Annotated in this window: 25 protein-coding genes; 12 read left to right on the top strand and 13 right to left on the bottom strand. The window is 71.5% G+C overall.

What is annotated here, in order from left to right; genetic code table 11:
• Positions 1 to 6: 6 nt before the first annotated feature.
• The 5 genes from ACWCP6_RS02015 to ACWCP6_RS01995 all read right to left on the bottom strand — a co-directional run bounded on the left by ACWCP6_RS02015 (position 7) and on the right by ACWCP6_RS01995 (position 5,541).
• Positions 7 to 1,572, bottom strand: coding sequence for an FMN-binding glutamate synthase family protein (locus ACWCP6_RS02015; protein ID WP_450930552.1), 1,566 nt, complete (start codon positions 1,570 to 1,572; stop codon positions 7 to 9).
• Positions 1,573 to 1,675: 103 nt separating this feature from the next.
• Entirely contained in the window at positions 1,676 to 2,224 is a 549-nt protein-coding gene (locus ACWCP6_RS02010) for a ferritin-like domain-containing protein (protein ID WP_450930357.1), read from the bottom strand.
• 126 nt (positions 2,225 to 2,350) lie between these two features.
• Complete coding sequence (gene proP / locus ACWCP6_RS02005; protein WP_450930356.1) at positions 2,351 to 3,853, bottom strand: glycine betaine/L-proline transporter ProP; 1,503 nt, start codon at positions 3,851 to 3,853, stop codon at positions 2,351 to 2,353.
• A gap of 234 nt (positions 3,854 to 4,087) precedes the next feature.
• Positions 4,088 to 4,354, bottom strand: a complete 267-nt coding sequence (locus ACWCP6_RS02000; RefSeq protein WP_450930355.1) for a protealysin inhibitor emfourin — start codon at positions 4,352 to 4,354, stop codon at positions 4,088 to 4,090.
• Between the two features lie 53 nt (positions 4,355 to 4,407).
• Positions 4,408 to 5,541, bottom strand: a complete 1,134-nt coding sequence (locus ACWCP6_RS01995) for a M4 family metallopeptidase (RefSeq protein ID WP_450930354.1) — start codon at positions 5,539 to 5,541, stop codon at positions 4,408 to 4,410.
• A gap of 296 nt (positions 5,542 to 5,837) precedes the next feature.
• Here ACWCP6_RS01995 and leuA point away from each other — a divergent pair, with 296 nt between their 5' ends.
• The 6 genes from leuA to ACWCP6_RS01965 all read left to right on the top strand — a co-directional run bounded on the left by leuA (position 5,838) and on the right by ACWCP6_RS01965 (position 10,850).
• Complete coding sequence (leuA, locus tag ACWCP6_RS01990; protein WP_450930353.1) at positions 5,838 to 7,604, top strand: 2-isopropylmalate synthase; 1,767 nt, start codon at positions 5,838 to 5,840, stop codon at positions 7,602 to 7,604.
• A 235-nt stretch (positions 7,605 to 7,839) separates the two neighbouring features.
• Entirely contained in the window at positions 7,840 to 8,523 is a 684-nt protein-coding gene (locus ACWCP6_RS01985; RefSeq protein ID WP_450930551.1) for a TerB family tellurite resistance protein, read from the top strand.
• A gap of 275 nt (positions 8,524 to 8,798) precedes the next feature.
• A complete protein-coding gene (locus ACWCP6_RS01980; RefSeq protein ID WP_450930352.1) occupies positions 8,799 to 8,987 on the top strand; it encodes a hypothetical protein in 189 nt (62 codons plus the stop codon).
• Positions 8,984 to 9,199 carry a hypothetical protein gene (locus ACWCP6_RS01975; protein WP_450930351.1) on the top strand — a complete coding sequence of 72 codons (216 nt, stop codon included), beginning with the start codon at positions 8,984 to 8,986 and terminating at the stop codon, positions 9,197 to 9,199. Before ACWCP6_RS01980 ends, ACWCP6_RS01975 begins: the two co-directional genes overlap by 4 nt.
• A 14-nt stretch (positions 9,200 to 9,213) precedes the next feature.
• Positions 9,214 to 9,960 (top strand): DNA repair protein RecO, encoded by a 747-nt coding sequence (gene recO / locus ACWCP6_RS01970; protein ID WP_450930350.1) that lies wholly within the window; start codon positions 9,214 to 9,216, stop codon positions 9,958 to 9,960.
• A 56-nt stretch (positions 9,961 to 10,016) separates the two neighbouring features.
• The gene (locus ACWCP6_RS01965; protein WP_450930349.1) at positions 10,017 to 10,850 is read left to right on the top strand and encodes an isoprenyl transferase; all 834 of its coding nucleotides are present in this window, start codon (positions 10,017 to 10,019) and stop codon (positions 10,848 to 10,850) included.
• A 138-nt stretch (positions 10,851 to 10,988) separates the two neighbouring features.
• Here ACWCP6_RS01965 and ACWCP6_RS01960 read toward each other — a convergent pair whose 3' ends face one another.
• The 4 genes from ACWCP6_RS01960 to ACWCP6_RS01945 all read right to left on the bottom strand — a co-directional run bounded on the left by ACWCP6_RS01960 (position 10,989) and on the right by ACWCP6_RS01945 (position 14,246).
• Positions 10,989 to 11,405: a Fur family transcriptional regulator gene (locus tag ACWCP6_RS01960; RefSeq protein ID WP_450930550.1), complete on the bottom strand. Its 417-nt coding sequence runs from the start codon at positions 11,403 to 11,405 to the stop codon at positions 10,989 to 10,991.
• Between the two features lie 122 nt (positions 11,406 to 11,527).
• Positions 11,528 to 12,427 carry a metal ABC transporter permease gene (locus ACWCP6_RS01955; RefSeq protein WP_450930348.1) on the bottom strand — a complete coding sequence of 300 codons (900 nt, stop codon included), beginning with the start codon at positions 12,425 to 12,427 and terminating at the stop codon, positions 11,528 to 11,530.
• A 23-nt stretch (positions 12,428 to 12,450) separates the two neighbouring features.
• A complete protein-coding gene (locus ACWCP6_RS01950; protein WP_450930549.1) occupies positions 12,451 to 13,227 on the bottom strand; it encodes a metal ABC transporter ATP-binding protein in 777 nt (258 codons plus the stop codon).
• Between the two features lie 41 nt (positions 13,228 to 13,268).
• Complete coding sequence (locus ACWCP6_RS01945) at positions 13,269 to 14,246, bottom strand: metal ABC transporter substrate-binding protein (protein WP_450930347.1); 978 nt, start codon at positions 14,244 to 14,246, stop codon at positions 13,269 to 13,271.
• 226 nt (positions 14,247 to 14,472) lie between these two features.
• Here ACWCP6_RS01945 and ACWCP6_RS01940 point away from each other — a divergent pair, with 226 nt between their 5' ends.
• Positions 14,473 to 15,855 carry a glycine--tRNA ligase gene (locus ACWCP6_RS01940; RefSeq protein ID WP_450930346.1) on the top strand — a complete coding sequence of 461 codons (1,383 nt, stop codon included), beginning with the start codon at positions 14,473 to 14,475 and terminating at the stop codon, positions 15,853 to 15,855.
• A gap of 120 nt (positions 15,856 to 15,975) precedes the next feature.
• Here the strand turns inward: ACWCP6_RS01940 and ACWCP6_RS01935 are convergent, their stop codons facing one another.
• Complete coding sequence (locus ACWCP6_RS01935) at positions 15,976 to 16,425, bottom strand: hypothetical protein (RefSeq protein WP_450930345.1); 450 nt, start codon at positions 16,423 to 16,425, stop codon at positions 15,976 to 15,978.
• Positions 16,426 to 16,724: 299 nt separating this feature from the next.
• On the opposite strand from ACWCP6_RS01935, the gene ACWCP6_RS01930 reads away from it, so the two are divergent.
• Both ACWCP6_RS01930 and ACWCP6_RS01925 read left to right on the top strand, forming a co-directional pair.
• Positions 16,725 to 17,909 carry a histidine kinase gene (locus ACWCP6_RS01930; RefSeq protein ID WP_450930548.1) on the top strand — a complete coding sequence of 395 codons (1,185 nt, stop codon included), beginning with the start codon at positions 16,725 to 16,727 and terminating at the stop codon, positions 17,907 to 17,909.
• Positions 17,885 to 18,541, top strand: coding sequence for a response regulator transcription factor (locus ACWCP6_RS01925; RefSeq protein WP_450930344.1), 657 nt, complete (start codon positions 17,885 to 17,887; stop codon positions 18,539 to 18,541). Before ACWCP6_RS01930 ends, ACWCP6_RS01925 begins: the two co-directional genes overlap by 25 nt.
• A 38-nt stretch (positions 18,542 to 18,579) precedes the next feature.
• Here the strand turns inward: ACWCP6_RS01925 and ACWCP6_RS01920 are convergent, their stop codons facing one another.
• Positions 18,580 to 20,019: an MFS transporter gene (locus ACWCP6_RS01920; RefSeq protein ID WP_450930343.1), complete on the bottom strand. Its 1,440-nt coding sequence runs from the start codon at positions 20,017 to 20,019 to the stop codon at positions 18,580 to 18,582.
• 111 nt (positions 20,020 to 20,130) lie between these two features.
• On the opposite strand from ACWCP6_RS01920, the gene ACWCP6_RS01915 reads away from it, so the two are divergent.
• Entirely contained in the window at positions 20,131 to 21,045 is a 915-nt protein-coding gene (locus ACWCP6_RS01915; protein WP_450930547.1) for a helix-turn-helix transcriptional regulator, read from the top strand.
• Between the two features lie 81 nt (positions 21,046 to 21,126).
• On the opposite strand, the gene ACWCP6_RS01910 is transcribed toward ACWCP6_RS01915, so the two are convergent.
• The gene (locus ACWCP6_RS01910; RefSeq protein WP_450930342.1) at positions 21,127 to 22,590 is read right to left on the bottom strand and encodes an MFS transporter; all 1,464 of its coding nucleotides are present in this window, start codon (positions 22,588 to 22,590) and stop codon (positions 21,127 to 21,129) included.
• A gap of 80 nt (positions 22,591 to 22,670) precedes the next feature.
• On the opposite strand from ACWCP6_RS01910, the gene dusB reads away from it, so the two are divergent.
• Positions 22,671 to 23,810 carry a tRNA dihydrouridine synthase DusB gene (dusB, locus tag ACWCP6_RS01905; RefSeq protein ID WP_450930341.1) on the top strand — a complete coding sequence of 380 codons (1,140 nt, stop codon included), beginning with the start codon at positions 22,671 to 22,673 and terminating at the stop codon, positions 23,808 to 23,810.
• A 158-nt stretch (positions 23,811 to 23,968) separates the two neighbouring features.
• Positions 23,969 to 24,469: a dirigent protein gene (locus tag ACWCP6_RS01900; protein ID WP_450930340.1), complete on the top strand. Its 501-nt coding sequence runs from the start codon at positions 23,969 to 23,971 to the stop codon at positions 24,467 to 24,469.
• Here ACWCP6_RS01900 and ACWCP6_RS01895 read toward each other — a convergent pair.
• Positions 24,462 to 25,436 carry a nucleoside hydrolase gene (locus tag ACWCP6_RS01895; protein ID WP_450930339.1) on the bottom strand — a complete coding sequence of 325 codons (975 nt, stop codon included), beginning with the start codon at positions 25,434 to 25,436 and terminating at the stop codon, positions 24,462 to 24,464. The two genes, ACWCP6_RS01900 and ACWCP6_RS01895, sit on opposite strands and share 8 nt — an antisense overlap.
• Positions 25,437 to 25,636 lie beyond the last annotated feature (200 nt).

Below are 25,636 nucleotides of genomic sequence, written 5' to 3'. Positions count from 1 at the left end.
CCGACGTCAGACGGTGAAGCGGTCGGGGTCGGCCGCGGCCCAGTCCGCGGCCCAGTCCCGGGGTGGTTCCGCCAGCAGCTCGCCCGGCCGCAGCGGGGCGTAGAGCTCGGCGCCGGAGAGCACGGTGGTCGCGTCCACCCGCCGGCGCAGCATGTGGGGGCGCAGTTCGGACGGGTCCGCGACGCCCATCGCCCCCATGATCTGCTGGGCGCTGCGTACCGTGGCCTCCTGGAAGCGGCGCACCCGCTCGGACTTGTCGGCCACGTCGAGCGCCCGGGCCCGGCGGGGATCCTGGGTGGCCACCCCGACCGGACAGGTGTTGGTGTGGCACCGCTGGGCCTGGATGCAGCCGACGGCGAACATCATCGCCCGGGCGGCGTTGGTGTAGTCCGCTCCCTGGATGAGGCGTTTGACGATGTCCGACCCCGTGGCGATCTTGCCGCTCGCCCCGATCCTGATCCTGTCCCGCAGCCCCGTCCCGACCAGCGCGTTGTGCACGGTGGTCAGCCCCTCGGTCAGCGGGGTTCCCAGGTGGTCGGCGAACTCGGGCGGTGCGGCGCCGGTTCCGCCCTCCGCCCCGTCCACGACGATGAAGTCGGGAGTGACGTCCTCCGCCAGCATCGCCTTGCACACGGCCAGGAACTGCTGACGGGACGTCAGGCAGAGCTTGAATCCGGTGGGCTTGCCGCCCGCCAGCTCGCGCATGCGGGCGATGAACAGCACCAGCTCCCGTGGGGTGGAGAACACCCGGTGGTAGGGCGGCGAGACGACCGTCCGCCCCTGGGGCACGTCGCGGACGCGGGCGATCTCGGCAGTGACCTTGCTGCCGGGCAGCACACCGCCGATCCCGGGCTTGGCGCCCTGGGAGAGCTTCAGCGACACGCACTTGACCTGCTCCGTGGCCGCTTTCCGCGCGAACTCCCCTTCGTCGAAGCCTCCGTCGTCCGTGCGGCAGCCGAAATATCCGGTGCCTATCTCCCAGATCAGGTCGCCGCCGTGCCGCAGGTGGTACTCCGACAGGCCGCCCTCACCGGTGTCATGGGCGAATCCACCTCGGGCCGCGCCCTGGTTGAGGGCCAGCAGGGCGTTGGTCGACAGTGCGCCGAAGCTCATCGCGGAGACGTTCAGCAGGGCCATCTCGTACGGGCGGGTGCAGCCGGGGCCGCCGACCCGCACCAGCGGAGGCTTGTCCGGGAGTGACAGCGGGGCCATCGACGGGACGAGGAACTCCTGGCCGTGGGCATCGACGTCGCGGTCGGTGCCGAAGGGCTCCTCCGCGTCCGTGCCCTTCGCCCGCTGGTACACCAGGGAGCGCACATCGCGGTCGTAGGGGCGGCCGTCGTAGTTCCGCTCTATGAAGTACTGCTGCAGCTCCGGCCGGACGGCCTCCATCAGGAACCGCAGGTGGCCGAGTACCGGGTAGTTGCGCAGCACCGAGTGGCGCCGCTGGAGGAGGTCCCGCACGCCCAGGGCACCGAGCGCCGTCAGCGGCACGGCGGCTGTCCACCACCAGGGTGTGACGAGGAGGGAGAGCACGACCGTCGCGAGGGCGGCACACAGCACCACCGTCATGAAAACGAACCTGGCTGTCCTGGCGGCCATGTCGCGCACCCCTCACTCCTCCCCGGGGCACCCGCGCCCCACCCCGTCCGATTCCGTGCCCCGCCCCGACCCCCTACGACTTCTCGGCGGGCCGGGGAATGCGCTCCAGCAGACCGCGCAGGTCGTCCGCGTGCTCCTCCTCCTGGGCCAGCAGCTCCTCGAAGACCCGCCGGGTGGTCGGGTCGTCGTCCCCCAGCCACTGGACGATCTCCGTGTAGGAGGCCACGGCGACCCGCTCGGCCACCAGGTCCTCCTTGAGCATCTCGACCAGGTCGGTACTTGCGTCGTACGTGGCGTGCGAGCGCTTGGTGAGCGTGTCCGGGTCGAAGTCCGGTTCGCCGCCCAGCTGGACGATCCGCTGTGCCAGCTTGTCCGCGTGCTGCTGCTCCTCCTGGGCGTGCTCCAGGAATTCCGCCGCGACCGGCTCCGAGTACAGCCCGGACGCGGTGTAGTGGTGGCGCTTGTAGCGGAGCGTGCACACGATCTCCGTCGCCAGCGCCTCGTTGAGCACCCGCAGCACACGGTCCAGATCGGCGCCGTAGGCGTCGGTCACGGGGCCCTTGTCGATCTCCTGGCGCGCCCGCTCCCGGATGGTCTCGATGTCGGTGAGGAACTCGGCCACGACGTGCAACCGCCTTTCGTTGTGCTCGCAGGGCGCGACGGATCAGCGCCCTGCGGGTCCGGAACATCCTTGCCTCGCCCGCTTGTACCCCTTGTGCCGCGGGACATGGCCGGCCCGATGGGCCGGTTAGAACTTCGGTGTACGGGCCGCCAGTTCCACGATGCGGGCCGCCTCCTGAGGCGTCTCCACGCACGGCGGGGAGCCCGCCAGCGGCTTGCGGGCCGTCTCCTTCATGCAGGCCACCGCGACGACGCCGACGAGCGCCGCGGCCATGGCGTAGTAGGCGGGCATCATGTCGCTGCCCGTCACGGAGATCAGCGCCGTGATCACCAGGGGGGTGGTGCCGCCGAAGAGCGAGGCGGAGAGGTTGTAGCCGACGGACAGGGACCCGTAGCGGATCTGGGTGGGGAACAGCGCGGGCAGCGCGGCGGACATGGTGCCGAGCAGGCACACCAGGGACAGCCCCAGCATCAGCATGCCGGCGCCGACCCCCGCGACACCGCCCTGCCGGACCAGCAGGAAGGCGGGCACCGACAGAACGAGGAAGCCCAGCATGCCCGCCATCAGCAGGGGCTTGCGCCCCAGGCGGTCGGAGAGCCTGCCGGCCTGATGGGTGAGGGGCATCAGCACCACCATCACGGCGATCAGGATCAGCAGGCCGTGCGCCTCGGAGTAGTGCAGGCGGTCCGACAGATAGGTCGGCATGTACGACAGGAGCATGTAGTCGGCGATGTTGTAGGCGCCGACGAGGCAGATGCAGAGGATCAGGCTCGGCCACTGTTCCCGGAAGATCTCGCGGAGGCCGCCCTGTGCGGTGCTCTCGGCCGCAGCCCCCGCACCCTGGTGCGCGGAGTCGTCGTCCAGCTTCCGGAACGCCGGCGTCTCGTCCAGTCGAAGCCGCAGATAGAGGCCGATCAGACCGATGGGCCCGGCCACCAGGAACGGCACCCGCCACCCCCAGGACTCCATGCCGGAATCACCCAGCACCGTCGTCAGCGCGGTGACCAGGCCGGAGGCGCCGACGTAGCCGGCGAGCGTGCCGACCTCCAGGTAGCTGCCGAAGAATCCGCGGCGCCGGTCCGGCGCGTACTCGGCGATGAAGGTGGAGGCACCGCCGTACTCGCCGCCGGTCGAGAAGCCCTGGACCAGCCGGAAGAGGATCAGCAGGGACGGCGCCCAGAACCCGATGGCCGCGTAGGAGGGGATCAGGCCGATGGCGAAGGTGCCGACGGCCATCATGATCATGGTGAGGGCGAGCACCTTCTTCCGGCCGATCCGGTCGCCCATGGGACCGAAGACCATGCCGCCGAGCGGGCGGACGAGGAACGACACCGCGAAGGTCGCGAAGGAGGAGAGCAGCTGGACGGTGGCGTTGCCGGACGGGAAGAAGACATGGCCGATGGTGACGGCGAGGTAGCTGTAGATGCCGAAGTCGAACCATTCCATGGCGTTGCCGAGCGAGGCCGCCTTGACCGCCCGCCCGACGGCCGCCTCGTCGCTGACGGTGATGTCGGTGCGCCGCAGCGGTGGGTTCCGGCGGCGGCTCAGCGCCCGGAAGAGGAGGCGGTGACGCCTGACCGCCTCCGGGTCGGCAGCGGCCTCGGCGGCGGGGGACTCGGTGGCCACCATGGATTCGTCCTCTCGTCCGGCACGTTCTCAGGTGATCGTCTGCTCGAGGACGTCACCTGCAAACGGCCGTCGGAGGGATTGGCCGCGGTGGCTGCGGGCGCGCACACCCGCGCCCCCTGCATGTCCGGCGCTGGAGGACGAGGCCGTTCGGGCCGGTACCGGGTCCGGGGACGGAGCCCCCGGTTTCGGGAAGGGGCGGGGCGGGGGAATGCCCGCGGCAGCGTCCCCACGGCCCTAGGCTCCCTCCTTCAGCACCCGTGAGATCAGCCTGCGTTGGGGCTCGGTGAGCCGCGGATCCGCGCAGTGGACGGTCCGCCCGTCCACGGTGATCCGGTAGCTGAACCCGTCCGGCACGCCGGCGGGCGGCGCATCCCGCGCCCCGTCGAGCGCCGCCTCGGCCAGCGCATGCCACTCGGGGGCGTCGGCGAGCTCCGAGGTGTCCACCTCGGCCTCCCGCTCGACGCCCGCGAATCCTCCTGTGCGCTTCACTCGGATACGCATGATCCCTGTCTAGTACGGCAGCGCGGCCGCCGCCAGGCGGCCTGCGCACCGGACTAGGCGGTCGGCACCCCGACCTGCTCCCAGGCCTTCGCGGCGGCCTGGGCCTCCGCACCCTCCCCGTACCGCGCCCGCGCCGCCGCCACGGTGAGCCGCGCGAAGTCCGCGAACCGCGCGTCGGAGGCCAGCTCGCCGCCGGTCAGGACGTCGTACCAGATCTGTCCGGCCCGCTCCCACGCCTGGCCGCCGAGCGCCTGGGCGACGAGGTAGAAGGCGTGGTTGGGGATGCCGGAGTTGATGTGGACGCCGCCGTTGTCACGGCTGGTGCGGACATAGCCGTCCATCGTGCCGGGCTGCGGGTCCTTGCCGAGGTCCGGGTCGTCGTAGGCGGTGCCGGGCGCCTTCATGGAGCGCAGCGCCTCGCCGTGCACGCTCGGCGCGAGGAGTCCGGCGCCGATCAGCCAGTCCGCCTGCTCCGCGGTCTGTCCGAGCGCGTACTGCTTGATGAGCGAGCCGAAGACGTCCGAGAGGGACTCGTTCAGCGCGCCGGACTGGCCGTAGTACTCCAGGTTCGCCGTGTACTGCGTGACGCCGTGGGTGAGTTCGTGACCGATGACGTCGACGGGGATCGTGAAGTCGAGGAAGAGGTCGCCGTCGCCGTCGCCGAACACCATCTGCTGCCCGTCCCAGAAGGCGTTGTCGTACTTCTCGCCGTAGTGGACGCTCGCGTTCAGCGGCAGGCCCGCGTCGTCGATCGAGTGCCGCCCGTACGCCTTCAGGTACAGCTCGAAGGTGGCGCCCAGCCCGGCGTGCGCACGGTTGACGGTCGCGTCGGAGGACGGCTGGTCGGCTTCGGAGTGCACCTTGTGGCCGGGCAGGGTCTCCTGGTGCCCGGCGTCGTAGATCGTGCGCGCGGGCTGGTCGGACGGGGTGCCCGTGGGCGCCGCGGCGCTCCGGAAGGCGGTGAGGCGGCGCCGGGTGCGGTGCTGGGCGTCGAGTTCCAGGGTGCGCTGCGCCGGCAGGTGCAGCGCCGGGTCCGCGTGCTGCGCGAGCCGGTCGAGGATGTGCGGCGGGACGACCGTGCAGAAGACGGGGTGGACGCCCCCGGTCGGGTGGTGGGCGGCCTCGTCGTGCGGGTGGCCGCCCGCGTGGGACGGGTTGACGGGCTCGTGGCCCGGGTGCTTCGTCATGCGCAAGAATGTGGCACTGGGTGTTCACGGTGTCACTAGCAGCGACAAAGGTTGATTAAATGGAGTGATACGTCACCTTTTGCCCGTTACTTCGCGGCCGTCCCGCATAGTGGAACAGGGTCTTCGTATCCGGCCGCACTCGGTTAAGCTGCGAAGCATCATGCGTTTCGGGCTGCTTCTCCTTAGCTGCCGCGGCGAGGGCCTGTAGTCGAAGGCCGACCCCCTCCCCGCGGAGTTCGGTGTTGCGCTACGACCCGTCGGCCGTCCCCCGTGGACCCCTGAGGAGCCCTCGCATCATGTCGAACCCCGCATCTTCCGTCGGTCGCCCCACGCCCCTCACCAACGGCGCGCACTTCCAGCGGCCGTCCGCGATGCCGATCCACAAGTACGGCCGGTACGAGCAGGTCGACATCCCCGACCGGACCTGGCCGGACAATCGGATCACCAAGGCCCCCCGTTGGCTGTCGACCGACCTGCGCGACGGCAACCAGGCGCTGATCGACCCGATGTCCCCGGCGCGCAAGCGCGAGATGTTCGATCTGCTGGTCCGCATGGGCTACAAGGAGATCGAGGTCGGCTTCCCCTCCTCCGGCCAGACCGACTTCGACTTCGTACGGTCGATCATCGAGGACGGCGCGATCCCCGAGGACGTGACCATCTCCGTCCTCACCCAGGCGCGTGAAGAGCTGATCGAGCGCACCGTCGAGTCCCTGAAGGGCGCCCGCCGCGCGACCGTCCACATGTACAACGCGACCGCTCCGGTCTGGCGCGAGGTCGTCTTCCGCGGCTCCAGGGACCAGGTCAGGCAGATCGCCGTCGACGGCACGCAGCTGGTCATGGAGTACGCCGAGAAGCTGCTGGGCCCCGAGACGGTCTTCGGCTACCAGTACAGCCCCGAGATCTTCACGGACACCGAGCTGGACTTCGCGCTGGAGGTCTGCGAGGGCGTCATGGACGTCTGGCAGCCCGAGGCCGGCCGCGAGATCATCCTGAACCTGCCGGCGACGGTCGAGCGCTCCACGCCCTCCACGCACGCGGACCGCTTCGAGTGGATGAGCCGCAACCTCTCCCGCCGCGAGTTCGTCTGCCTGTCCGTGCACCCGCACAACGACCGCGGCACCGCCGTCGCCGCCGCCGAGCTGGCGATCATGGCGGGCGCGGACCGGATCGAGGGCTGCCTGTTCGGCCAGGGCGAGCGCACCGGCAACGTCGACCTGGTCACCCTGGGCATGAACCTGTTCTCGCAGGGCGTCGACCCGCAGATCGACTTCTCGGACATCGACGAGATCCGTCGTGCCGCCGAGTACTGCAACCAGATGGAGGTCCACCCGCGCCACCCCTACGCGGGCGACCTGGTCTACACCGCCTTCTCCGGCTCCCACCAGGACGCCATCAAGAAGGGCTTCGAGTCGATGGAGGCCAGGGCCGAGGCCGCCGGCAAGACCGTCGACGACATCGAGTGGGCCGTTCCGTACCTGCCGATCGACCCGAAGGACGTCGGCCGTTCCTACGAGGCCGTCATCCGCGTCAACTCGCAGTCCGGCAAGGGCGGCGTGGCGTACGTCCTGAAGAACGACCACAAGCTGGATCTGCCGCGGCGCATGCAGATCGAGTTCTCGAAGATCATCCAGGCGAAGACGGACGCCGAGGGCGGCGAGGTCACGCCGAAGGCCATCTGGAGCGTCTTCCAGGACGAGTACCTGCCCAACCCCGACAACCCGTGGGGCCGCATCCAGGTCAGGGCCGGCCAGACCACGACCGACAAGGACGGCGTGGACACCCTGAACGTCGAGGCCACCGTCGACGGCGCCGACACGGTCCTGTCCGGCACCGGCAACGGCCCGATCTCGGCGTTCTTCGACGCCCTGCAGTCCATCGGCATCGACGTACGCCTGCTGGACTACCAGGAGCACACGATGAGCGAGGGCGCCTCCGCGCAGGCCGCCTCGTACATCGAGTGCGCGATCGACGGCAAGGTCCTGTGGGGCATCGGCATCGACGCGAATACGACACGCGCGTCGCTGAAGGCCGTTGTCTCCGCCGTGAACCGCGCGGCGCGCTGAGCGGTCTGACCCGCACTTTTCCGGCCCCGTCCGCCCTTTGTGGGCGGGCGGGGCCGCGTCGTATCCCGGCCATGTGGGAGGCCACCCCGCAACAGGGTGCTGACTACACCTCATACATGTGGCTAACATCACGCCAGCGCGGCGATGTTGCCGTGGGTTACGGAGGTGCGACGTGCTGCATGGACCGGGACGAATCGACCGTACTGGTACCACTCGAACCGCACATGCCCTCGGCATTCGCACCGCAGCCCTCCGTACTGCCCTCTTCGGTACCCGCACGGTGTGGACCACCGTCGGCGACGGCGAGTTCTTCTGCCCGGGCTGCGGGGGCGACCGCAACTACCAGCGCCGCGAGGGCCGCCGCCGGTTCGCCGTGGTCGGGGTGCCGCTGCTGTCGCGCGGCGCGACCGGCCCCGTCGTCGAATGCGTGGCCTGCCGGGAGCACTTCAGCACGGACGTCCTCGACCACCCCACCACGCACCGCTTCTCGGCGATGCTCCGCGACGCCGTGCACACCGTCGTCCTCGCGGTCCTCGCCGCCGGCGGCACCGGGTCCCGCGCGGTCCTGGAGACGGCGGCGTCCGCCGTGCGCACCGCCGGGTTCGACGACTGCGAGCCCCGGCACCTCGCCGCGCTCGTCGACGCCCTCGCCGCGGACACCGGGCGCCTGCCGGGCCAGTGCGGTACGGGCGGCCTGGCCGGCCTGGTGATAGAGCTCCACGAGGCCCTGGACCCGCTCGCCCCGCACCTGGCCCCCACGGGCCGCGCGTCGATCCTGCTCCAGGGTGCGCGGGTCGCCCTCGCCGACGGCCCCTACACGCCGGCGGAGCGCGATGTCCTCAGCACGATCGGCGGGGCGCTGACCATGTGCTCGGACGACGTAACCCGCCTCCTGGAGGCGGCGCGCACCCCGTCGTAGGAAGTCCTGCCGCCGGACCGCGTCCAACTGCGGTTCGCTGAGCGCCTGTTCGAACCATGCCGCAGAATTCCCCTGCGCCCGACGCGAACCGTTGGCCACGGCCAACCCTCTTGTCCTACGCCGTACTTGTAGGTCACAGAGGCCTCCCGAGTGTAGATGCATACCGCCACCCCGGGGACACGAAGAGTGAAATCGGGCAGGTGGGGGGAGGCCCCGTGAACGTGGAAGACGGAACGCGGCACGCGGCGGGACGCGTGGCTCGGGCGGAGGAAACCTTGACGGAATTGCGCGTGGCCCTGGCACGGGCCGGAATCACGTTGCCGTCTCTGCGGCTGGACCCGGTGGCCCCGGCCCTGGAGGCCCCGAGCCCCCTGGTGGAGCCGGGCCGGTGCACCGTGGAGACGGCGGAGCGGATCGCCGTCGCCCTGGTGGACGGGGCCGCGGACGGGGGAGACCGCCGATGAAGCCGCCCGTCGGCTCCTACGCCGTGGACGTGCGCACCGGGCAGGTGGGCCGGGTCATGGGCCACGAGGGCCCGTACGTCCAGCTGAGACCCCTCGGTGGCGGCCGTGAGTGGGACGTGGCGCCGGAGGAGGTCCGCACGGCCACCTCCCAGGAGCGTCTGAGCGCGGCGACGGCGTACGTCAACGCCCGGAGCCGCGGCGAGGTGCCGTAGGGAAGAATGGCCCCATGAGTCTGTTCCGCGACGACGGCATCGTGCTGCGCACCCAGAAGCTGGGCGAGGCGGACCGGATCATCACGATGCTCACACGCGGTCACGGGCGGGTACGCGCCGTCGCCCGCGGGGTGCGGCGGACCAAGTCGAAGTTCGGGGCACGGCTGGAGCCGTTCTCGCACGTGGACGTGCAGTTCTTCGCCCGGGGGAGCGAGCTGGTCGGCCGCGGACTGCCGCTGTGCACACAGAGCGAGACGATCGCCGCGTACGGCGGCACGATCGTCACGGACTACGCGCGCTACACCGCCGGGACGGCGATGCTGGAGACGGCGGAGCGCTTCACCGACCACGAGGGCGAGCCGGCCGTGCAGCAGTACCTGCTGCTCGTGGGCGGGCTGCGCACCCTCGCCCGGGGCGAGCACGCGCCGCATCTGGTCCTGGACGCGTTCCTGCTGCGCTCGCTCGCCGTCAACGGCTACGCGCCCAGCTTCTCCGACTGTGCGAAATGCGGGCTGCCCGGCCCGAACCGCTTCTTCTCGGTCTCGGCGGGAGGAAGCGTGTGCGCGGACTGCCGGGTGCCCGGCAGCGTCGTACCCTCGCCGCAGGCCCTCGGCCTGCTCGCCGCGCTGCTCACGGGAGACTGGGACACGGCGGACGCGTGCGAGGCGCGGTACGTCAGGGAAGGCAGCGGGCTGGTGTCGGCGTATCTGCACTGGCACCTGGAGCGGGGGCTGCGCTCGCTGCGGTACGTAGAACAATGACGGCACACGGCACGCCGGAACCATCGACCATCGGGAACCAGGGGAGACGAAGGCACATGGCAGTACGCGGGATTCTGGGGCGGCAGCGCCGCGAGTACAAGGCTCCCGAGCAGCACCCGTCGGGTGCGCGCCCGCCGAAGCTCCCCGGCGAGCTCATCCCCGAGCACGTGGCGATCGTCATGGACGGCAACGGGCGCTGGGCGAAGGAGCGCGGCCTGCCGCGCACCGAAGGACACAAGGTCGGCGCCGAGTGCGTGCTGGACGTGCTGCAGGGCGCGATCGAGATGGGCGTCAGGAACATCTCCCTGTACGCCTTCTCCACCGAGAACTGGAAGCGCTCGCCGGACGAGGTGCGCTTCCTCATGAACTTCAACCGCGACTTCATCCGCAGGACCCGCGACCAGCTCGACTCCCTCGGCATCCGGGTGCGCTGGGTGGGCCGGATGCCCAAGCTGTGGAAGTCGGTGGCCAAGGAACTCCAGATCGCCCAGGAGCAGACCAAGGGCAACGACCGGCTCACGCTGTACTTCTGCATGAACTACGGCGGCCGGGCCGAGATCGCGGACGCGGCGCAGGCCCTGGCGGAGGACGTGAAGGCGGGCAGGCTCGACCCGTCGAAGGTCACCGAGAAGACCCTCGCGAAGTACCTCTACTACCCGGACATGCCGGACGTGGACCTGTTCCTGCGGCCGAGCGGCGAGCAGCGCACCTCCAACTACCTGATCTGGCAGAGCGCTTACGCCGAGATGGTCTTCCAGGACGTGCTGTGGCCCGACTTCGACCGCCGCGACCTGTGGCGCGCCTGCCTGGAGTACGCCTCCCGCGACCGCCGCTTCGGCGGCGCCATCCCGAACGAGGAGCTGCTGGCGATGGAAGGCCGGCAGCAGTAGCCCGGTCCGCCCGGGGGCGAGCACCGAGTGCCCGCCCCCGGCCGTTGCGGGCACGGCGGGCCCGCGGCACGCGTCCGGCACCCGGGTACGACGAGGCCGGGCGCCCCAGCGGCGGCGCCCGGTCAGGTCGAGTCGTTGCTATGCCTCGGCGGAGGTCCGTGCGCACTCGACGCAGGTGCCGAAGATCTCCACCGTGTGCGCCACGTTCACGAACTCGTGCTCGGCGGCGATCGCGTCGGCCCACTTCTCGACCGCCGGGCCCTCGACCTCGACGGCCTTGCCGCAGACGCGGCACACCAGATGGTGATGGTGGTCCCCGGTCGAGCAGCGGCGGTAGACGGCCTCGCCGTCCGACGTGCGCAGGACGTCGACCTCACCGGCGTCGGCGAGGGACTGGAGCGTGCGGTAGACCGTGGTCAGTCCCACCGAGTCGCCCTTGTGCTTGAGCATGTCGTGCAGCTCCTGCGCGCTGCGGAACTCGTCCACCTCGTCGAGCGCGGCGGCCACGGCCGCACGCTGGCGGGTCGACCTGCCTCGAACCGGGGCTGTCACGATTGCCTCCTCGTGTCTCCTGCCAGGCCATTGTGCCAGTCCGGACCCGCCAGGAGTCAGACGCTGACCGGATATCGGCCCCACGCGGGGCGGTCCGTGCGGCCCGCGCCCGTGCCGTGCCGCGCCTAGGCGTCCACCCGCTCGCCCGCCGCCGGTGCCGGAATGACGCATTCTGCCGGGTCGCCGGCTCCGCGCGCCGTGGCCGCCGTCCGTGCCCTGCGCCGCGCGAGGGGCGCGGCCAGCGCGGTGAGCACGATGAACACGGCGATGGTCAGCAGGACGATCGTCGCGCCGGGCGGCACGTACTGGTAGTACGAGGTGACCGTGCCGCCGAGCGTCGCGGTGACGCCGATCGCCACGGCGATCGCGAACGTGGCGGCGAAGCTGCGCGTCAGCTGCTGCGCGGCGGCCACCGGCACCACCATCAGCGCGCTGACCAGCAGCAGGCCGACGACGCGCATCGCCACGGTGACCGTGATCGCTGCGGTGACGGCCGTGAGGAGGTTCAGCGCCCGCACCGGCAGGCCCGTCACCCGCGCGAACTCCTCGTCCTGGCTCACCGCGAACAGCTGTCGCCTCAGCCCGACCGCCACGGCCAGGACGAAGGCGGCGAGCAGACAGATCGCGAGCACGTCGCTGCGCGAGACCGTCGTGAGCGAGCCGAAGAGATAGGTGCTCAGATTGGCGGTGGAGCCGCCCGGGGCGAGGTTGATGAACATCACGCCGCCCGCCATGCCGCCGTAGAACAGCATCGCGAGCGCAATGTCGCCGCGCGTCCTGCCGTACCAGCGGATCAGCTCCATCAGGACCGAGCCGAGCACGGACACCGCCGTCGCCATCCACACGGGGGACGTCGAGAGCAGGAAGCCGAGCCCGACGCCGGTCATGGCCACGTGCCCGATGCCGTCGCCCATCAGGGCCTGGCGGCGCTGCACCAGGTAGATGCCGACGGCGGGCGCGGTGATGCCCACGAGGACGGCGGCGAGCAGGGCCCGCTGCATGAAGGGGTAATCGAGGAATTCCATCGCCAGGAGTCCTTCCGGGGCCTCTAACTCAGCAGGCCGGTACGGACCGGCTCGGCGTCGGCGGTGTGCGGGTGGACATGGTCGTGGCCGGGCAGCGCGTGCTGCCCGACGGCCTTCGGCGGCGGCCCGTCGTGCAGGACGCAGCCGTCGCGCAGCACGACCGCGCGGTCGATCAGCGGCTCCAGCGGCCCGAGTTCGTGCAGCACGAGGAGGACGGATGCGCCGCCCGCGACCTGTTCGCGCAGGGTCGCGGCCAGGACCTCCTGGCTCGCGAGGTCGACTCCGGCCATCGGCTCGTCCATGATCAGCAGCTCGGGCTGTGCGGCGAGCGCGCGGGCGATCAGCACCCGCTGGTGCTGGCCGCCCGACAGCGCGTTCACCGAGTCCTTGGCGCGGTCGGTGAGCCCGACCAGCTCCAGGGCCCGGCGCACCGCGGCGCGGTCCGCCTTGCGCAGCATGCCGAAGCGGGCCCGGGACAGCCGCCCCGAGGACACGACCTCGGTCACGGTCGCCGGGACACCGCCCGCGGCGGTGGTGCGCTGCGGTACGTACCCGACGCGCGCCCAGTCGCGGAAGCGGCGGCGCGGTGTGCCGAAGAGCTCGATGTCGCCGTCGGAGACGGGCACCTGGCCGATGATCGTGCGGATCGCCGTCGACTTGCCGGAGCCGTTCGCGCCGAGCAGCGCGACGACTTCGCCGCGCCGGACGGTGAGGTCGATGCCGCGCAGCACGGGGCGCGAGCCGAGCTCCGCCGTCACATTGCGCAGGGATATGACGGGTTCGCCGCCGTTGTCGCCCATGGGTTGCGCCTCCGATGCGGGTGTGGTGATGATCACGTCGCTCATTTCGTGCCGAGCGCCTTCCGGAGCGCCGAGAGGTTGGCGTCCATGACCTGGAGGTAGTCCCGGCCCCTGGATCTGGTGGTGACGCCCTCGATCGGGTCGAGGACGTCGGTCCTCAGATGCGCGTCCGACGCCAGGGTCCTCGCGGTCTTGCCGGAGACCAGCGTCTCGTAGAAGACGGTGCCCACGCCGTCGGCCTTCGCCATCGACTGCAGGTCCCGCACGCGGGCCGCGCTCGGCTCGCTCTCGGGGTCGAGGCCGGAGATGGCCTCCTCGGTGAGGCCGTAGCGCTCGGCGAGGTAGCCGAAGGCGGCGTGGGTGGTGATGAACACCTTGCCGCGGGTGTTCTTCAGCCCGTCCCGGTACCGGGTGTTCAGCGCGTCCAGCTTCCGCACCAGGGCCGCAGTGTTCTTCCGGTACGCGCCGGCGTGCTTCGGGTCGGCCTTCTCGAAGGCCTTGCCGACGCCGCGGGCGACCTCCGCGTACCGCACGGGGTCGAGCCAGATGTGCGGGTCCCGGGCGCCCGGCTCCTCGTCGCCGTGGCCTTCGCCGTGGCCGTGGTCGTGCTCCGCGGCGTGGCCGCCGACCTCGTCGCCGTGGGTCTCCAGCGTGGTCAGCGAGGCCGCGTCGACCCTGGTCCGCACGTCGGACTGGGCCACCGCGTCGTCGACGGCGGGCTGCAGGCCCTTGAGGTAGAGGACCGCGTCGGCCTTCTCCAGCCGGATCATCTGCCGGATGCTGACCTCCAGGTCGTGCGGTTCCTGGCCGGGCTGGGTCAGAGTGGTGACGTGGACGTGCTCCCCGCCGATCTGCTCGGCGAGGTACTCCAGGGGATAGAAGGAGGCGACGACGTCCAGCTCTCCGGAGCCCTTGCCGTCCGCGGCGGTGGAGCCCGAGCAGGCGGTGAGGGTGCCGAGGCCGAGCGCGAGGGCGCTCGCGGCAGCGGCTCCGGACAGGAGGCGTCGTCGTACGTTCATGACAGTCATTTTCAACAAAGATGGAAACGATTGTCAACAAGCCTTCGTCGGGACGGCCCGCCCGGCAGCCGTCGCGATCGGAGGCCGGGACCGATTTGATTGGAGGGGTGGACGCGCCGGTAATCTGAAGCATTCGCTCTGAAGCGCCCGCCCGTCACCACACCCCACCGAGCGCTTCGCGCCGCCCAGTAAAAAAATTCGTCGTCGTCGTAATGAAGAGAGCACCGTGGCCGCCGACAAGATCGACACCATCGTCAACCTGAGCAAGCGCCGTGGCTTCGTATTCCCGTGCAGCGAGATCTACGGCGGACAGCGTGCCGCCTGGGACTACGGGCCGCTGGGTGTCGAGCTCAAGGAGAACATCAAGCGCCAGTGGTGGCGCTACATGGTCACGTCCCGTGAGGACGTCGTCGGTATCGACTCGTCGGTGATCCTGGCGACCGAGGTCTGGGAGGCCTCCGGTCACGTCGCCACCTTCACCGACCCGCTCACCGAGTGCACCTCCTGCCACAAGCGCTTCCGCGCCGACCACCTGGAGGAGGCCTACGAGGCGAAGCACAACCGCCTCCCCGAGAACGGCCTCGCCGACATCAACTGCCCGAACTGCGGCACCAAGGGCCAGTTCACCGAGCCCAAGCAGTTCTCCGGCCTGCTCGCCACGCACCTCGGCCCCACCCAGGACAGCGGCTCCATCGCCTACCTGCGCCCCGAGACCGCCCAGGGCATCTTCACCAACTTCGGCCAGGTCCAGCAGACCTCGCGCCGCAAGCCCCCGTTCGGCATCGCCCAGATGGGCAAGTCCTTCCGCAACGAGATCACGCCGGGCAACTTCATCTTCCGCACCCGCGAGTTCGAGCAGATGGAGATGGAGTTCTTCGTCAAGCCGGGCGAGGACGAGAAGTGGCAGGAGTACTGGATGGAGCAGCGCTGGAACTGGTACACCGGCCTGGGTCTCCGCGAGGAGAACATGCGGTGGTACGAGCACCCGAAGGAGAAGCTCTCCCACTACTCCAAGCGCACCGCCGACATCGAGTACCGCTTCCAGTTCGGCGGCAATGAGTGGGGCGAGCTCGAGGGCGTCGCCAACCGCACCGACTACGACCTCGGCGCGCACTCCAAGGCCTCCGGTCAGGACCTGTCCTACTTCGACCAGGAGGCCGGCGAGCGCTGGACCCCGTTCGTCATCGAGCCCGCGGCCGGTGTCGGCCGCACCATGCTCGCCTTCCTCCTCGACGCGTACGTCGAGGACGAGGCCCCCAACGCCAAGGGCAAGATGGAGAAGCGCACCGTGCTGCGCCTCGACCACCGTCTGGCCCCGGTGAAGGTCGCGGTGCTCCCGCTGTCCCGCAACCCGGAGCTGTCGCCCAAGGCCAAGGGCCTGGCCCAGGCGCTGCGCCAGCACTGGAACATCGAGTTCGACGACGCCGGCGCCATCGGCCGCCGCTACCGTCGCCAGGACGAGATCGGTACGCCGTTCTGCGTGACCGTCGACTTCGACACGCTCGAGGACAACGCCGTGACGGTGCGTGAGCGCGACTCCATGAAGCAGGAGCGCGTGTCCCTCGACCAGATCGAGGGCTACCTGGCGGCGCGCCTCATCGGCTGCTGACCCGGGGATACGCCTGACGAGGCCCCGGTCCCGCGATGCGGGACCGGGGCCTTCGCGTGGCTGCTCGTGCGCGCGGGTGGGGTGCCCGACGGGGACGCCCGCCCCCGGCCCCCTTGCCCGTCAGCGCCGTACGGCCAGCAGCCCGCACACCACCGCGAGCGGCAGTTCCGCACAGACCGCCATCGCGACGGCCACCGCGAACTCCGGCCCGGCCGCCGCCGTCGTCATGTCGAACCATGCGTCGGCGACCAGCAGCGCCGCCGTCGCCCCGGCCGCGGCCGGGGCCCTCGGATCATGCCGTTGGACGAGCGCACCGGTGCCCAGCAGCCCCAGCGCGAGCAGCGCGTCGAAGCCGACCCAGGCCGTGCGCCAGTGGGCGGCCTGCGCGCTCGTCGGCAGCGTCCCGGCGAGCACCGCCATCCAGGGGAGCAGTGTCGCGCCGCACACCGTCAGCGCGGTCGCGGGACGGGTCAGGCGGCGGACCGCACGGGCCGTGCGGGAGGCACCGCCCCGGGACGTGGCCCGACGGGCGGCGACGGCGGCGGACACGGGGAAACCGGCGAAGGACACGGCGAGGACTCCTTCCGCGCCGGGTGCCCGGCACGCTCGGGGCCGGCCGCGGCGACGGCCGGCACACTGTCGCACCGGGCCTCGCCGGCCCGGCACGTCGTGGTGCCGGACTCTCCGGCACGTCCTCAACCCTGCTGCACACGGCGGTCACTGTCAGTCACGCTGCTGTCCGTTCCGGGGTGGCACTGGGTACACCCCGGAACCGGTACGTGCCTGCCTGGCCGCCCGTCCGCCGGATGATCTACCGTCGGCGGGTGAAGCTCCCCCTACCCCGTGCGCTGCGCCGCGGCCTGACCCGGATGCGGCGCGACGCGCCCTTCGAACTCGCCGGCGCGGCCGTGCAGTTCGTGGCCGTCGCGATACCCCTGTCGGTGCCCTGGATCCTCTTCCCGCAGATCGCCGCACTGTGGGCCGTGGTGGTGGCCACCCTCGCGCCGGCCGTCGTGCCCGCCGCCCTCTGCCGGCAGCTGACCGCCGTCCAACGGCACCGGTTCAAGGCCCTGTCGGACCTCGACATCCAGGGCCCGGCCCGCCGCTGGCATCCGCTGGCGTACCACCTGCTGGCCGGACCGGCCGTCGCCTTGGGCCAGTTCGTCGCGGTGTGCACCGTGCTCCTCGCCCTCCCGGCCGCGACCGCGTACCTGTGGATCTGGGCGCTGCCGCCGTCCGCCCGGCTCGCCCTCCCCGTCTACACCCAGGCCGAATACCTCACCGCGTACGGCGTCGTCCTGACCGCGCTCGGCGCCTGGAGCCTCGACGCCCTGGCCCGGCTCGACCGCAGGGCCGCGCTCGCCTTCCTGACGCCGGACCCGGCCCTGGCGCTGGAACGCCGCGTGGAGAACCTGACAGAGTCCCGCGCGGGCGTCGTCGACGCCGCCGACGCCGAACGCCGCCGCATCGAACGCGATCTGCACGACGGGGCGCAGCAGCGCCTGGTCTCCATGGCGATGAACCTGGGCCTCGCCAAGGCCACCCTCCCCGACATCCCGGACGACGCCCGCAAGGTCATCGAGGAGGCCCATCGCGAGGCCAAGGAGGCCATCGAGGAGCTCAGCAGCCTGGTGCGCGGACTGCACCCGGCCGTCCTCGACGACCGCGGACTCGACGCCGCCCTGTCCGGTATCGCCGCGCGCGCCCCGCTGCCCGTCAGGCTGCACGTGGACCTGACCCAGCGTGCCGCGCCCGCCGTCGAGGCGGTCGCCTACTTCGTCGTGTCGGAGGCCCTGGCCAACGTCGCCAAGCACGCCCGGGCGACCCGGGCCGATGTCGACGTCGTCCGTGTGCCCCGCCCCGACGGGGACGTACTGCGCCTGGTCGTCACCGACGACGGCGTCGGCGGCGCCGACCCCTCGCGGGGCAGCGGACTCGCCGGGCTCACCCGGCGTGCCGCCTCCGTCGACGGCACCTTCCGCTTCAGCAGCCCCCGCGGGGGTCCGACCGTTCTCACCGTGGAGTTGCCATGTCAGCAGTCAAGCGCGCCGTGATCGCCGAGGACTCGGTGCTGCTGCGGATCGGCCTGGTCAAGGTCCTGGAGGCCGCGGGCTTCGAGGTCGCCGCCGAGACCGCCGACGCGGAGGGCCTGCTGACCGCGGTCGAGGAGCACCGGCCGGACATCGCCGTCGTCGACGTCCGGATGCCGCCCGGCTTCACCGACGAGGGCGTACGGGCCGCCCTCGTGATCCGCCGGCAGTGGCCGGACACGGCGGTCCTGCTGCTCTCCCAGTACGTCGAGGAGCGCTACGCCGCCGATCTGCTCTCGGAGCACACCGACGGCGTGGGCTACCTCCTCAAGCAACGGGTCGCGGACGTCGAGGAGTTCATCGAGGCACTGCGGCGTGTGGCCTCCGGCGGCACCGCGCTGGACCCGCAGGTGGTGGCGCAGCTGCTCGTGCGGCGCGGCAGCGATCCGGTCGACCGGCTCACCCCGCGGGAGCAGGACGTTCTCGCGTCGATGGCGGAGGGGCGGTCGAACGCCGGGATCGCGGAGCACCTGGTCGTCAGCGAGAGCGCGGTGGCCAAGCACATCAACAACATCTTCACCAAGCTCGGCCTGCCGCAGGCCGACGGCGACCACCGGCGGGTGCTGGCGGTGCTGCGGTACCTCGGGAAGGCGTGAGGGGGGCGGCGGGGGCGCCGCCCCGGGACGGGAAGGGGTCAGCTGATCGTCCGGGGCAGGCGCACACTCAGGAGTGCCGTCAGGGCTATGCCGCCCAGCTGGGCGAGGAGCGTGACGACGAACGCGTCGCGCATCCCCATGCCCGGGGCCAGGGAGAGGAAGAGCGACCCGAGCGTCGCGACCCCCAGGGCGAGGGCGGACTGCTGCGTGGTGATCATGACGCCGCTGCCCACCCCGGCCCGGGGCCCCGGCACCTCGGAGAGGATCACCCGGAAGAGCACGGGAAGCTGCAACGCCTGCCCGAGCCCCGCGAGCGACGCCCCCGGCAGCAGCGGGACGATTCCGAGGTGCGGCCAGTCCCGCAGCGCGGCCAGCGCGATGAGGGAGATGCCCACGCCCTGGATCAGACCGCCCGCGGTGACGACCCGGGTGCCGTACCGCGCGACCAGACGCGGACCCGCCAATGACGTCGCGAAGAAGACCGCCGCCATCGGCAGCAGCGTGAGACCCGCCGCGACCGGACCGAGCCGCGCGCCCTGCTGGAGCACCACGGCGATCACGAACATGAAGCCGCTGAACCCCATGGAGAACGGGACCACCAGGACCAGACCGCGCCGCAGCGACTTCAGCGCGAACAGGCTCGGCGGCACCAGCGGCGTACGGCCCTGCCGGTCGGCGCTGCGCTCCACGCGGTAGAAGGCGTACGCGGCGACGGGGAAGACCGCCAGGGCCACCCAGGTCCACAGCGGCCAGCCCGCCGCACGGCCCTCGGTCAGTGGCGCCAGGAGCGCCAGCAGCGTGACACCGAGCAGCACCGTGCCGGGCACGTCGATGGGCTCCGGGTGCTGGGAGCGGGTCTCCGGGACGGCGCGCGCCGCCAGGACGAGACCCGCGATCACGAAGGGGACGTTGACGAGGAACACGCTGCGCCAGCCGGTGCCGGCGATGTCCGCCGCCACGAGGACGCCGCCCAGGATCTGGCCGGCGACCATGGACAGGCCGGCCGTCGCGCCGTACAGGCCCATCGCACGCGCCCGGCGGGTCCCCTCCGTGGCGGACTGGATGGTGGCGAGCACCTGCGGCAGCATCAGCGCCGCCGCGGCGCCCTGCGCCACCCGCGCGGCCACCAGCGACCACGCGTCGGGCGCCAGGCCGCAGGCCAGCGAGGTCACGCCGAAGGCTGCCATCCCGGCGAGGAAGAGCCTGCGGCGGCCGAACATGTCGCCGAGCCGGCCGCCGAGGACCAGCAGCACCGCGTACGAGACGCCGTAGCCGGCGATGACCAGTTCCAGCAGCGCCTCGCCTGCGGCCAGATCGTGGCCGATCGTCGGCAGGGCGACGTTGACGATGAAGAAGTCGATGAGGGGCAGTGCCGCGCCGAGCAGCACCGTGAACAGTCCGAGCCCACCGAGGGCCGGAGCGGCGGTGCGGGCCGGGGCGCGGACCGCGAGGGTTTCGAGAGTTCCGGTTTCACTCACGTAGGTCAGCCTGCTGGTTCGCTCAGACTGGTACCAGAGTCTCTTTATCCTGGTAGAAGAAGTACCTGGAAACAGGCTCGGTGATACGGCACGCTGGGGGGCATGGCCACGATGACGGATCGGACGGGGACCGTGCAGAGCCCGACGGCGCGGGGCCCGGCGGCGCCGGGTGCGGAGCACCGCGCGGCGGTGGGCGCGGACCGGCGGCACGAGCTGGCCGCCTTTCTGCGCAGCCGCCGCGAGCGGATCAGCCCCGAGCAGGTCGGCCTGGAGCGGGGGCGGCGCCGGCGCACACCGGGGCTGCGCCGCGAGGAGGTCGCCCAGCTCTCCGCCGTCGGCGTCACCTGGTACACCTGGCTCGAACAGGCCCGGGACATCCAGGTCTCCGTCCAGGTCCTCGACGCCCTGGCCCGCACGCTGCTGCTCGACACCAGTGAGCGTGCCCATCTGTTCAACCTCGCGGGTGCCGCGGACCCGGCGCCGAACACGGCCTGCCCGTCGGTCACACCGGCGCTGCGGCAACTCCTGGAGCAGCTGGAGCCGCTGCCCGCCTGCATCCAGAACGGCCGGTACGACATCCTCGCCCACAACCGCACCTACGGCCGGCTGCTCTGCGACCTCGACCAGGTGCCGTCCGAGGACCGCAACTGCATGCTGCTCTGCTTCACGAACGAGCAGTGGCGTTCCACGATCGTGCTGCTGGAGGAGACCCAGCGGCTCATGGCCGCCAAGTTCCGCGCCGCCATGGCGGACCATCTCTCCGAGCCCGCCTGGAAGGTGCTCCTCCAGCGGCTCCAGACGGCGTCGCCGGAGTTCTGCGAGGCCTGGGAGCGGCACGAGGTGGTGAGCGCCCGCAGCAAGACGAAGAAGTTCAACAACGCCCATGTGGGGCTGCTCACCCTCGACCACACGGACCTGTGGCTCGGGCCCGTCAACGGACCGCGCATGGTGACGTACGCGCCGTCCGACGAGGTCTCCCGCGAACGCCTCGAAAAACTCCACGCCCTCGCCCTGACAGCGGTCTGACCCCCCGGCCCGGGGCGCCGCGGTGCCGGCTGGCCCGGAAGGTGACGCTCGGCCGCACCGGCGCCGGGGTACCCGGTGAGGTCAGTTCCGCGTACCCGCGGTCTGCCGTACCTCCGGCTCGGCGAGCCGCTCGGCCGTGCGCTCGGCCGTCCCCCGGGCCCACGCCCCGGTGGTCACCGCCCCGAGCACCAGCACGGCCACACCGCATCCGGCGATCACCCACCATGCGGGCACGCTCGCGTCGACGAAGCGCTCCCGGTACGTGCCCGCCGCCACTCCGGAAGCCAGCACCGCGCCGATCACGGCCACCCCGAGCGTCTGCCCGATCTGGCGGCTGGTCGAGGCGACCGCCGCGGCGACCCCGGCCTGGGCGCGCGGCATGCCGGAGACGGCGGTGTTGGTGATCGGGGCGTTCACGAAGCCGAACCCGAGGCCGAAGAGGACGTATCCGAGGGCCCGCGTACCCGTCGAGGTCTCGGCGTCGAACGCCGCGAAGAGCACCCCGCTCGCCGTCATCGCGACCCCCGCGATCAGCAGCGGCAGCCGCGGTCCCCGGCTGCCGACCAGCCGCCCGGACAGCGGCGCGCACACGAAGGTCATGGCCGCCATGGGGAGCATCCACAGCCCGGCGTGCAGCGCGTTCAGGCCGCGTACGCCCTGGAGGTACAGCGTGGCGAGGAAGAGGAAGCCGCCGAGCGAGGCGAACGCGCTGATCGCTATGCCGGTCGCACCGGAGAACGGCGCGCTGCGGAAGAAGCGCAGGTCGATCAGGGGCTCGGCGCGGCGCGGTTCGTACCGGCACAGGGCGATGAGCGAGAGCGCCGCGACCGCAGCGAAGCCCGCGGTCCTCGGCGAGGTCCAGCCCGCGTCCGGCGCCTCGATGATCGCGTACGTCAGGGAGCCGAGCAGCGCGATCACCAGCAGCTGGCCCACGGGGTCGGGGCGGCGCGGCTTCGGGGCACGGGACTCGGGGACGTACCGCATGGTCAGCAGCAGGGCGGCCAGGCCCACCGGCAGATTGATCCAGAAGATCGACCGCCAGCCGACCGCGTCCACGAGCAGGCCGCCCACGAGCGGTCCCGCGGCCATCGATATCCCGACGACACCGCCCCACGCGCCGATCGCACGGGCCCGCTCCCGCGGGTCCGTGAAGGTGTTGGTGATGATCGACATGGCGACCGGGTTCAGCATCGAACCGCCCACCGCCTGCACCATGCGGAACGCGATCAGCGAGTTCAGACCGGGCGCGAGGGAGCAGAGCAGGGAGCCGAGGGTGAAGACGACCAGACCCGCCTGGAAGACCCGGCGGCGTCCGATCCTGTCGGCCGTCGAGCCCGCCAGCATCAGCAGCGAGGCCAGGACGAGCGTGTAGGCGTCGATGGTCCACTGCAGACCGGCGACGTCCGCGTGCAGGTCCCGCTGGATCGACGGCAGCGCCACGTTGAGGACGGTGTTGTCGAGGCTCACGAGCAGCAGGCTCATGCAGCAGATCGCCAGGACCAGCAGACGTCGCCGCGGGCTGAGCTCGGGCGGCATGTCACGCATCCATCAATAGTACGCCTAACTAACGACTGTCGTGGGTCGGGTGGGGTCCGGCACGCCCGGCGGTACGCGACAATGGGGGAATGCCCATGCCCTCGTCGACCCTGACCATCGGACCGCACGCCGTCACGCCGCCCGTGGTGCTCGCACCCATGGCGGGTATCACCAACGCGCCGTTCCGCACCCTCTGCCGCGAGTTCAGCGGCGGCAAGGGGCTGTTCGTCAGCGAGATGATCACGACCCGGGCGCTGGTCGAGCGCAACGAGAAGACCATGCAGCTGGTCCACTTCGACCCGAGCGAGACGCCGCGGTCGATCCAGCTGTACGGCGTCGACCCGGCGACCGTCGGCAAGGCGGTCCGCATGATCGCGGACGAGGGCCTCGCCGACCACATCGATCTGAACTTCGGGTGCCCGGTGCCGAAGGTGACCCGCAAGGGCGGCGGGTCGGCGCTCCCGTACAAGCGGAACCTGCTGCGCGCGATCCTGCGGGAGGCCGTCACCGGCGCCGGTGACCTGCCCGTCACCATGAAGATGCGCAAGGGCATCGACGACGACCACATCACCTACCTCGACGCGGGCCGCATCGCCGTCGAGGAGGGCGTCACGGCCATCGCCCTGCACGGCCGCACCGCCGCCCAGCACTACGGCGGCACCGCCGACTGGGACGCCATCGCCCGGCTCAAGGAGCACGTCCCGGAGATCCCCGTGCTCGGCAACGGCGACATCTGGTCCGCGGCGGACGCGGTGCGGATGGTGCGCGAGACCGGCTGCGACGGCGTCGTCGTCGGGCGCGGATGCCTGGGCCGGCCCTGGCTCTTCGGCGACCTGGTGGCGGCCTTCGAGGGCGAGGGCCTGCCGGCGGCGCCGACGCTGCGGGAGGTCGTCGCCGTCATGGTGCGGCACGCCACCCTGCTCGGGGAGTGGATCGGCGACGAGTCGCGCGGCGTCATCGACTTCCGCAAGCACGTGGCCTGGTACCTGAAGGGCTTCGCCGTCGGCTCCGAGATGCGCAAGAAGCTCGCACTGACCTCGTCGCTGGCCGGTCTGGAGGAGGGGCTCGCCGAACTCGACCTCGACCAGGCGTGGCCCGTCGGGGCGGACGGCCCCCGCGGCCGCACGTCCGGCAACAACCGCGTGGTGCTGCCGGACGGATGGCTGAAGGACCCCTACGACTGTGCGGGGGTCGGCGAGGACGCGGAGTTGGACACCTCCGGCGGCTGACCCGGCAGCGGTCGCGCCCGGTCATCTCCCCCGACCGTGCGCTGATGTGGAAACCACACGAATGGCCTGGCGGGGCGGCCCGGCCGCCACGACGGCGGGTGCTCTACTCGTTGCACACAGTGATATTCCCCCCTTGTGCACGCAGAGGAGACATCCCCATGCGCCGTCTGACGCTGTCCGCCCTCGGTGTGGTGACCGGACTCGGTGCTCTCGCCACCGGCTTCGCCGCCCCGGCCTCGGCCGCGGACACCGCCTCCGGTCCCGGCCCGTACCACGAGACCGTCTTCAGCCTCACCGCCCACCAGACCCAGGTCAACTCCCTGGACCTCGACGGCGCGGGGACGACCCAGGGTGACGAGATCGTCGTCAGCGGGGAGCTGCTGCAGAGCAGCACGCAGGTCGGTACGTTCGGCGAGGTCTGCACCCTCACAAGGACCGCGCCCGGCGACGAGGCCGACCTCCTGTGCCAGGGTTCCCTCGCCCTGCCGCAGGGGCAGCTCACCATCCAGGGACGGTTCACCATCACCGGCAGCGGCCCGGGCAACATCGACCTGGCGATCACCGGGGGCACGGGCCTGTTCCGCAGCGCGCGCGGATACATCCACGCCGTGAACACCGACGCCACGCACACGAATCTCACCGTCCACCTGCTCACCTGACGGACCGCGCGGGCCCCGGTGCGCCGGGGCCCGCGTCAGCCGTACGAGGCGATCGCTCCCACGACCAGGTCCCAGAAGCGGTCCTGGTCCAGCTCCATGCCGACGGTGGCGTTGTCCGCGCGGCCCGTCCGGTGGTGCAGTCGACCGCGGTGGCGCCGCTCGTGTACGTACCCGCCGTCTCGATCGCCACCGGGGCCCGGACCGTCGTGGCGACGGCGGGGTCGATGACGTACGCCACCGCCACCGGATCGTGCAACGGCGGCGCGGAGAAACCGAAGTTGGCCCGGTAGGCGTCGGCGAAGAAGGTCATCAGACCGACGCAGGTCCGGGCCAGCGGCGTGCCGAGGGCGCGCAGCCGCTCGGTGATCTCCGGTGTGACCAGCGCCTGGTGGGTGATGTTCAGGCCGAACATCGCCACGGGAAGCCCGCTGGAGAAGACGATGTCCGCGGCCTCCGGGTCGGTGTGGATGTTGAACTCCGCGTAGGGGGTGGTGTTTCCGCGCCCCGTCGAGCCGCCCATCAGCACGATCCGTTCGATGCGGTCGCGTACATGCGGGTGGTTGTGCAGCAGCAGCGCCACATTGGTGAGCGGGCCCGTCGCGACGAGGGTGACCGGGCGGTCGCTGTCGTGCAGCACCGCCCGCATCAGATCCACGGCGTGCCGCCCGTCCACGTCCACCGTCGGCGCGGGGAAGTCGGCGCCGTCCAGCCCGCTCTCCCCGTGCACATCGGCCGCCACGACGAGCGGCCGGCTCAGCGGCGCCTCGGCGCCCGCGCCGATCGGCACGCCTTTGATCCCGGCGACCGTGCACACGCGACGGGCGTTGAGCGTGGTCCTGGCGACGACGTTGTTCCCCGCGACCGTGGTGATGGCCCGCAGCTCCACGGCGGGATGGGACGCGGCCAGCAGAATGGCGATCGCGTCGTCGTGCCCCGGATCGCAGTCCAGCATGATCGGTACGGCCATCCCCTGCCTCCGTCCCCGGCCTCCCGGCCCGCCCGTCCATGGCGGGCGCGTTCGGCCGGCTCGTCCGCGGTCGTCGTGTTGTGCGGTCGTCGTGTGGTGTCGTCCCCGTGTCGCTCGGTCGTCGCGTGCGCGCCCCTCGTGGGGCGCGGACCCGTGGTGTGCGGCCCTCGTGGTGCGCGGTCGTCCGACGGTTCCGCCGC

It is taken from the genome of Streptomyces sp. NPDC002004 (assembly GCF_053593975.1).
The sequence above is the reverse complement of the archived record's forward strand: the minus strand, read 5'-3'. Positions and strand labels throughout refer to the sequence as shown.

What these genes read in the sequence shown, in the direction of transcription:
- ACWCP6_RS02015 (WP_450930552.1), bottom strand. Translation starts at nt 1,572, where the DNA reads ATGACGGTGGTGCTGTGTGCCGCCCTCGCGACGGTCGTGCTCTCCCTC.
- proP (WP_450930356.1), bottom strand. Translation starts at nt 3,853, where the DNA reads ATGGTGGCCACCGAGTCCCCCGCCGCCGAGGCCGCTGCCGACCCGGAG.
- ACWCP6_RS02000 (WP_450930355.1), bottom strand. Translation starts at nt 4,354, where the DNA reads ATGCGTATCCGAGTGAAGCGCACAGGAGGATTCGCGGGCGTCGAGCGG.
- ACWCP6_RS01995 (WP_450930354.1), bottom strand. Translation starts at nt 5,541, where the DNA reads ATGACGAAGCACCCGGGCCACGAGCCCGTCAACCCGTCCCACGCGGGC.
- leuA (WP_450930353.1), top strand. Translation starts at nt 5,838, where the DNA reads ATGTCGAACCCCGCATCTTCCGTCGGTCGCCCCACGCCCCTCACCAAC.
- ACWCP6_RS01975 (WP_450930351.1), top strand. Translation starts at nt 8,984, where the DNA reads ATGAAGCCGCCCGTCGGCTCCTACGCCGTGGACGTGCGCACCGGGCAG.
- recO (WP_450930350.1), top strand. Translation starts at nt 9,214, where the DNA reads ATGAGTCTGTTCCGCGACGACGGCATCGTGCTGCGCACCCAGAAGCTG.
- ACWCP6_RS01965 (WP_450930349.1), top strand. Translation starts at nt 10,017, where the DNA reads ATGGCAGTACGCGGGATTCTGGGGCGGCAGCGCCGCGAGTACAAGGCT.
- ACWCP6_RS01955 (WP_450930348.1), bottom strand. Translation starts at nt 12,427, where the DNA reads ATGGAATTCCTCGATTACCCCTTCATGCAGCGGGCCCTGCTCGCCGCC.
- ACWCP6_RS01950 (WP_450930549.1), bottom strand. Translation starts at nt 13,227, where the DNA reads ATGGGCGACAACGGCGGCGAACCCGTCATATCCCTGCGCAATGTGACG.
- ACWCP6_RS01945 (WP_450930347.1), bottom strand. Translation starts at nt 14,246, where the DNA reads ATGAACGTACGACGACGCCTCCTGTCCGGAGCCGCTGCCGCGAGCGCC.
- ACWCP6_RS01930 (WP_450930548.1), top strand. Translation starts at nt 16,725, where the DNA reads ATGCGGCGCGACGCGCCCTTCGAACTCGCCGGCGCGGCCGTGCAGTTC.
- ACWCP6_RS01925 (WP_450930344.1), top strand. Translation starts at nt 17,885, where the DNA reads ATGTCAGCAGTCAAGCGCGCCGTGATCGCCGAGGACTCGGTGCTGCTG.
- ACWCP6_RS01915 (WP_450930547.1), top strand. Translation starts at nt 20,131, where the DNA reads ATGACGGATCGGACGGGGACCGTGCAGAGCCCGACGGCGCGGGGCCCG.
- ACWCP6_RS01910 (WP_450930342.1), bottom strand. Translation starts at nt 22,590, where the DNA reads ATGCGTGACATGCCGCCCGAGCTCAGCCCGCGGCGACGTCTGCTGGTC.
- dusB (WP_450930341.1), top strand. Translation starts at nt 22,671, where the DNA reads ATGCCCATGCCCTCGTCGACCCTGACCATCGGACCGCACGCCGTCACG.
- ACWCP6_RS01900 (WP_450930340.1), top strand. Translation starts at nt 23,969, where the DNA reads ATGCGCCGTCTGACGCTGTCCGCCCTCGGTGTGGTGACCGGACTCGGT.
- ACWCP6_RS01895 (WP_450930339.1), bottom strand. Translation starts at nt 25,436, where the DNA reads ATGGCCGTACCGATCATGCTGGACTGCGATCCGGGGCACGACGACGCG.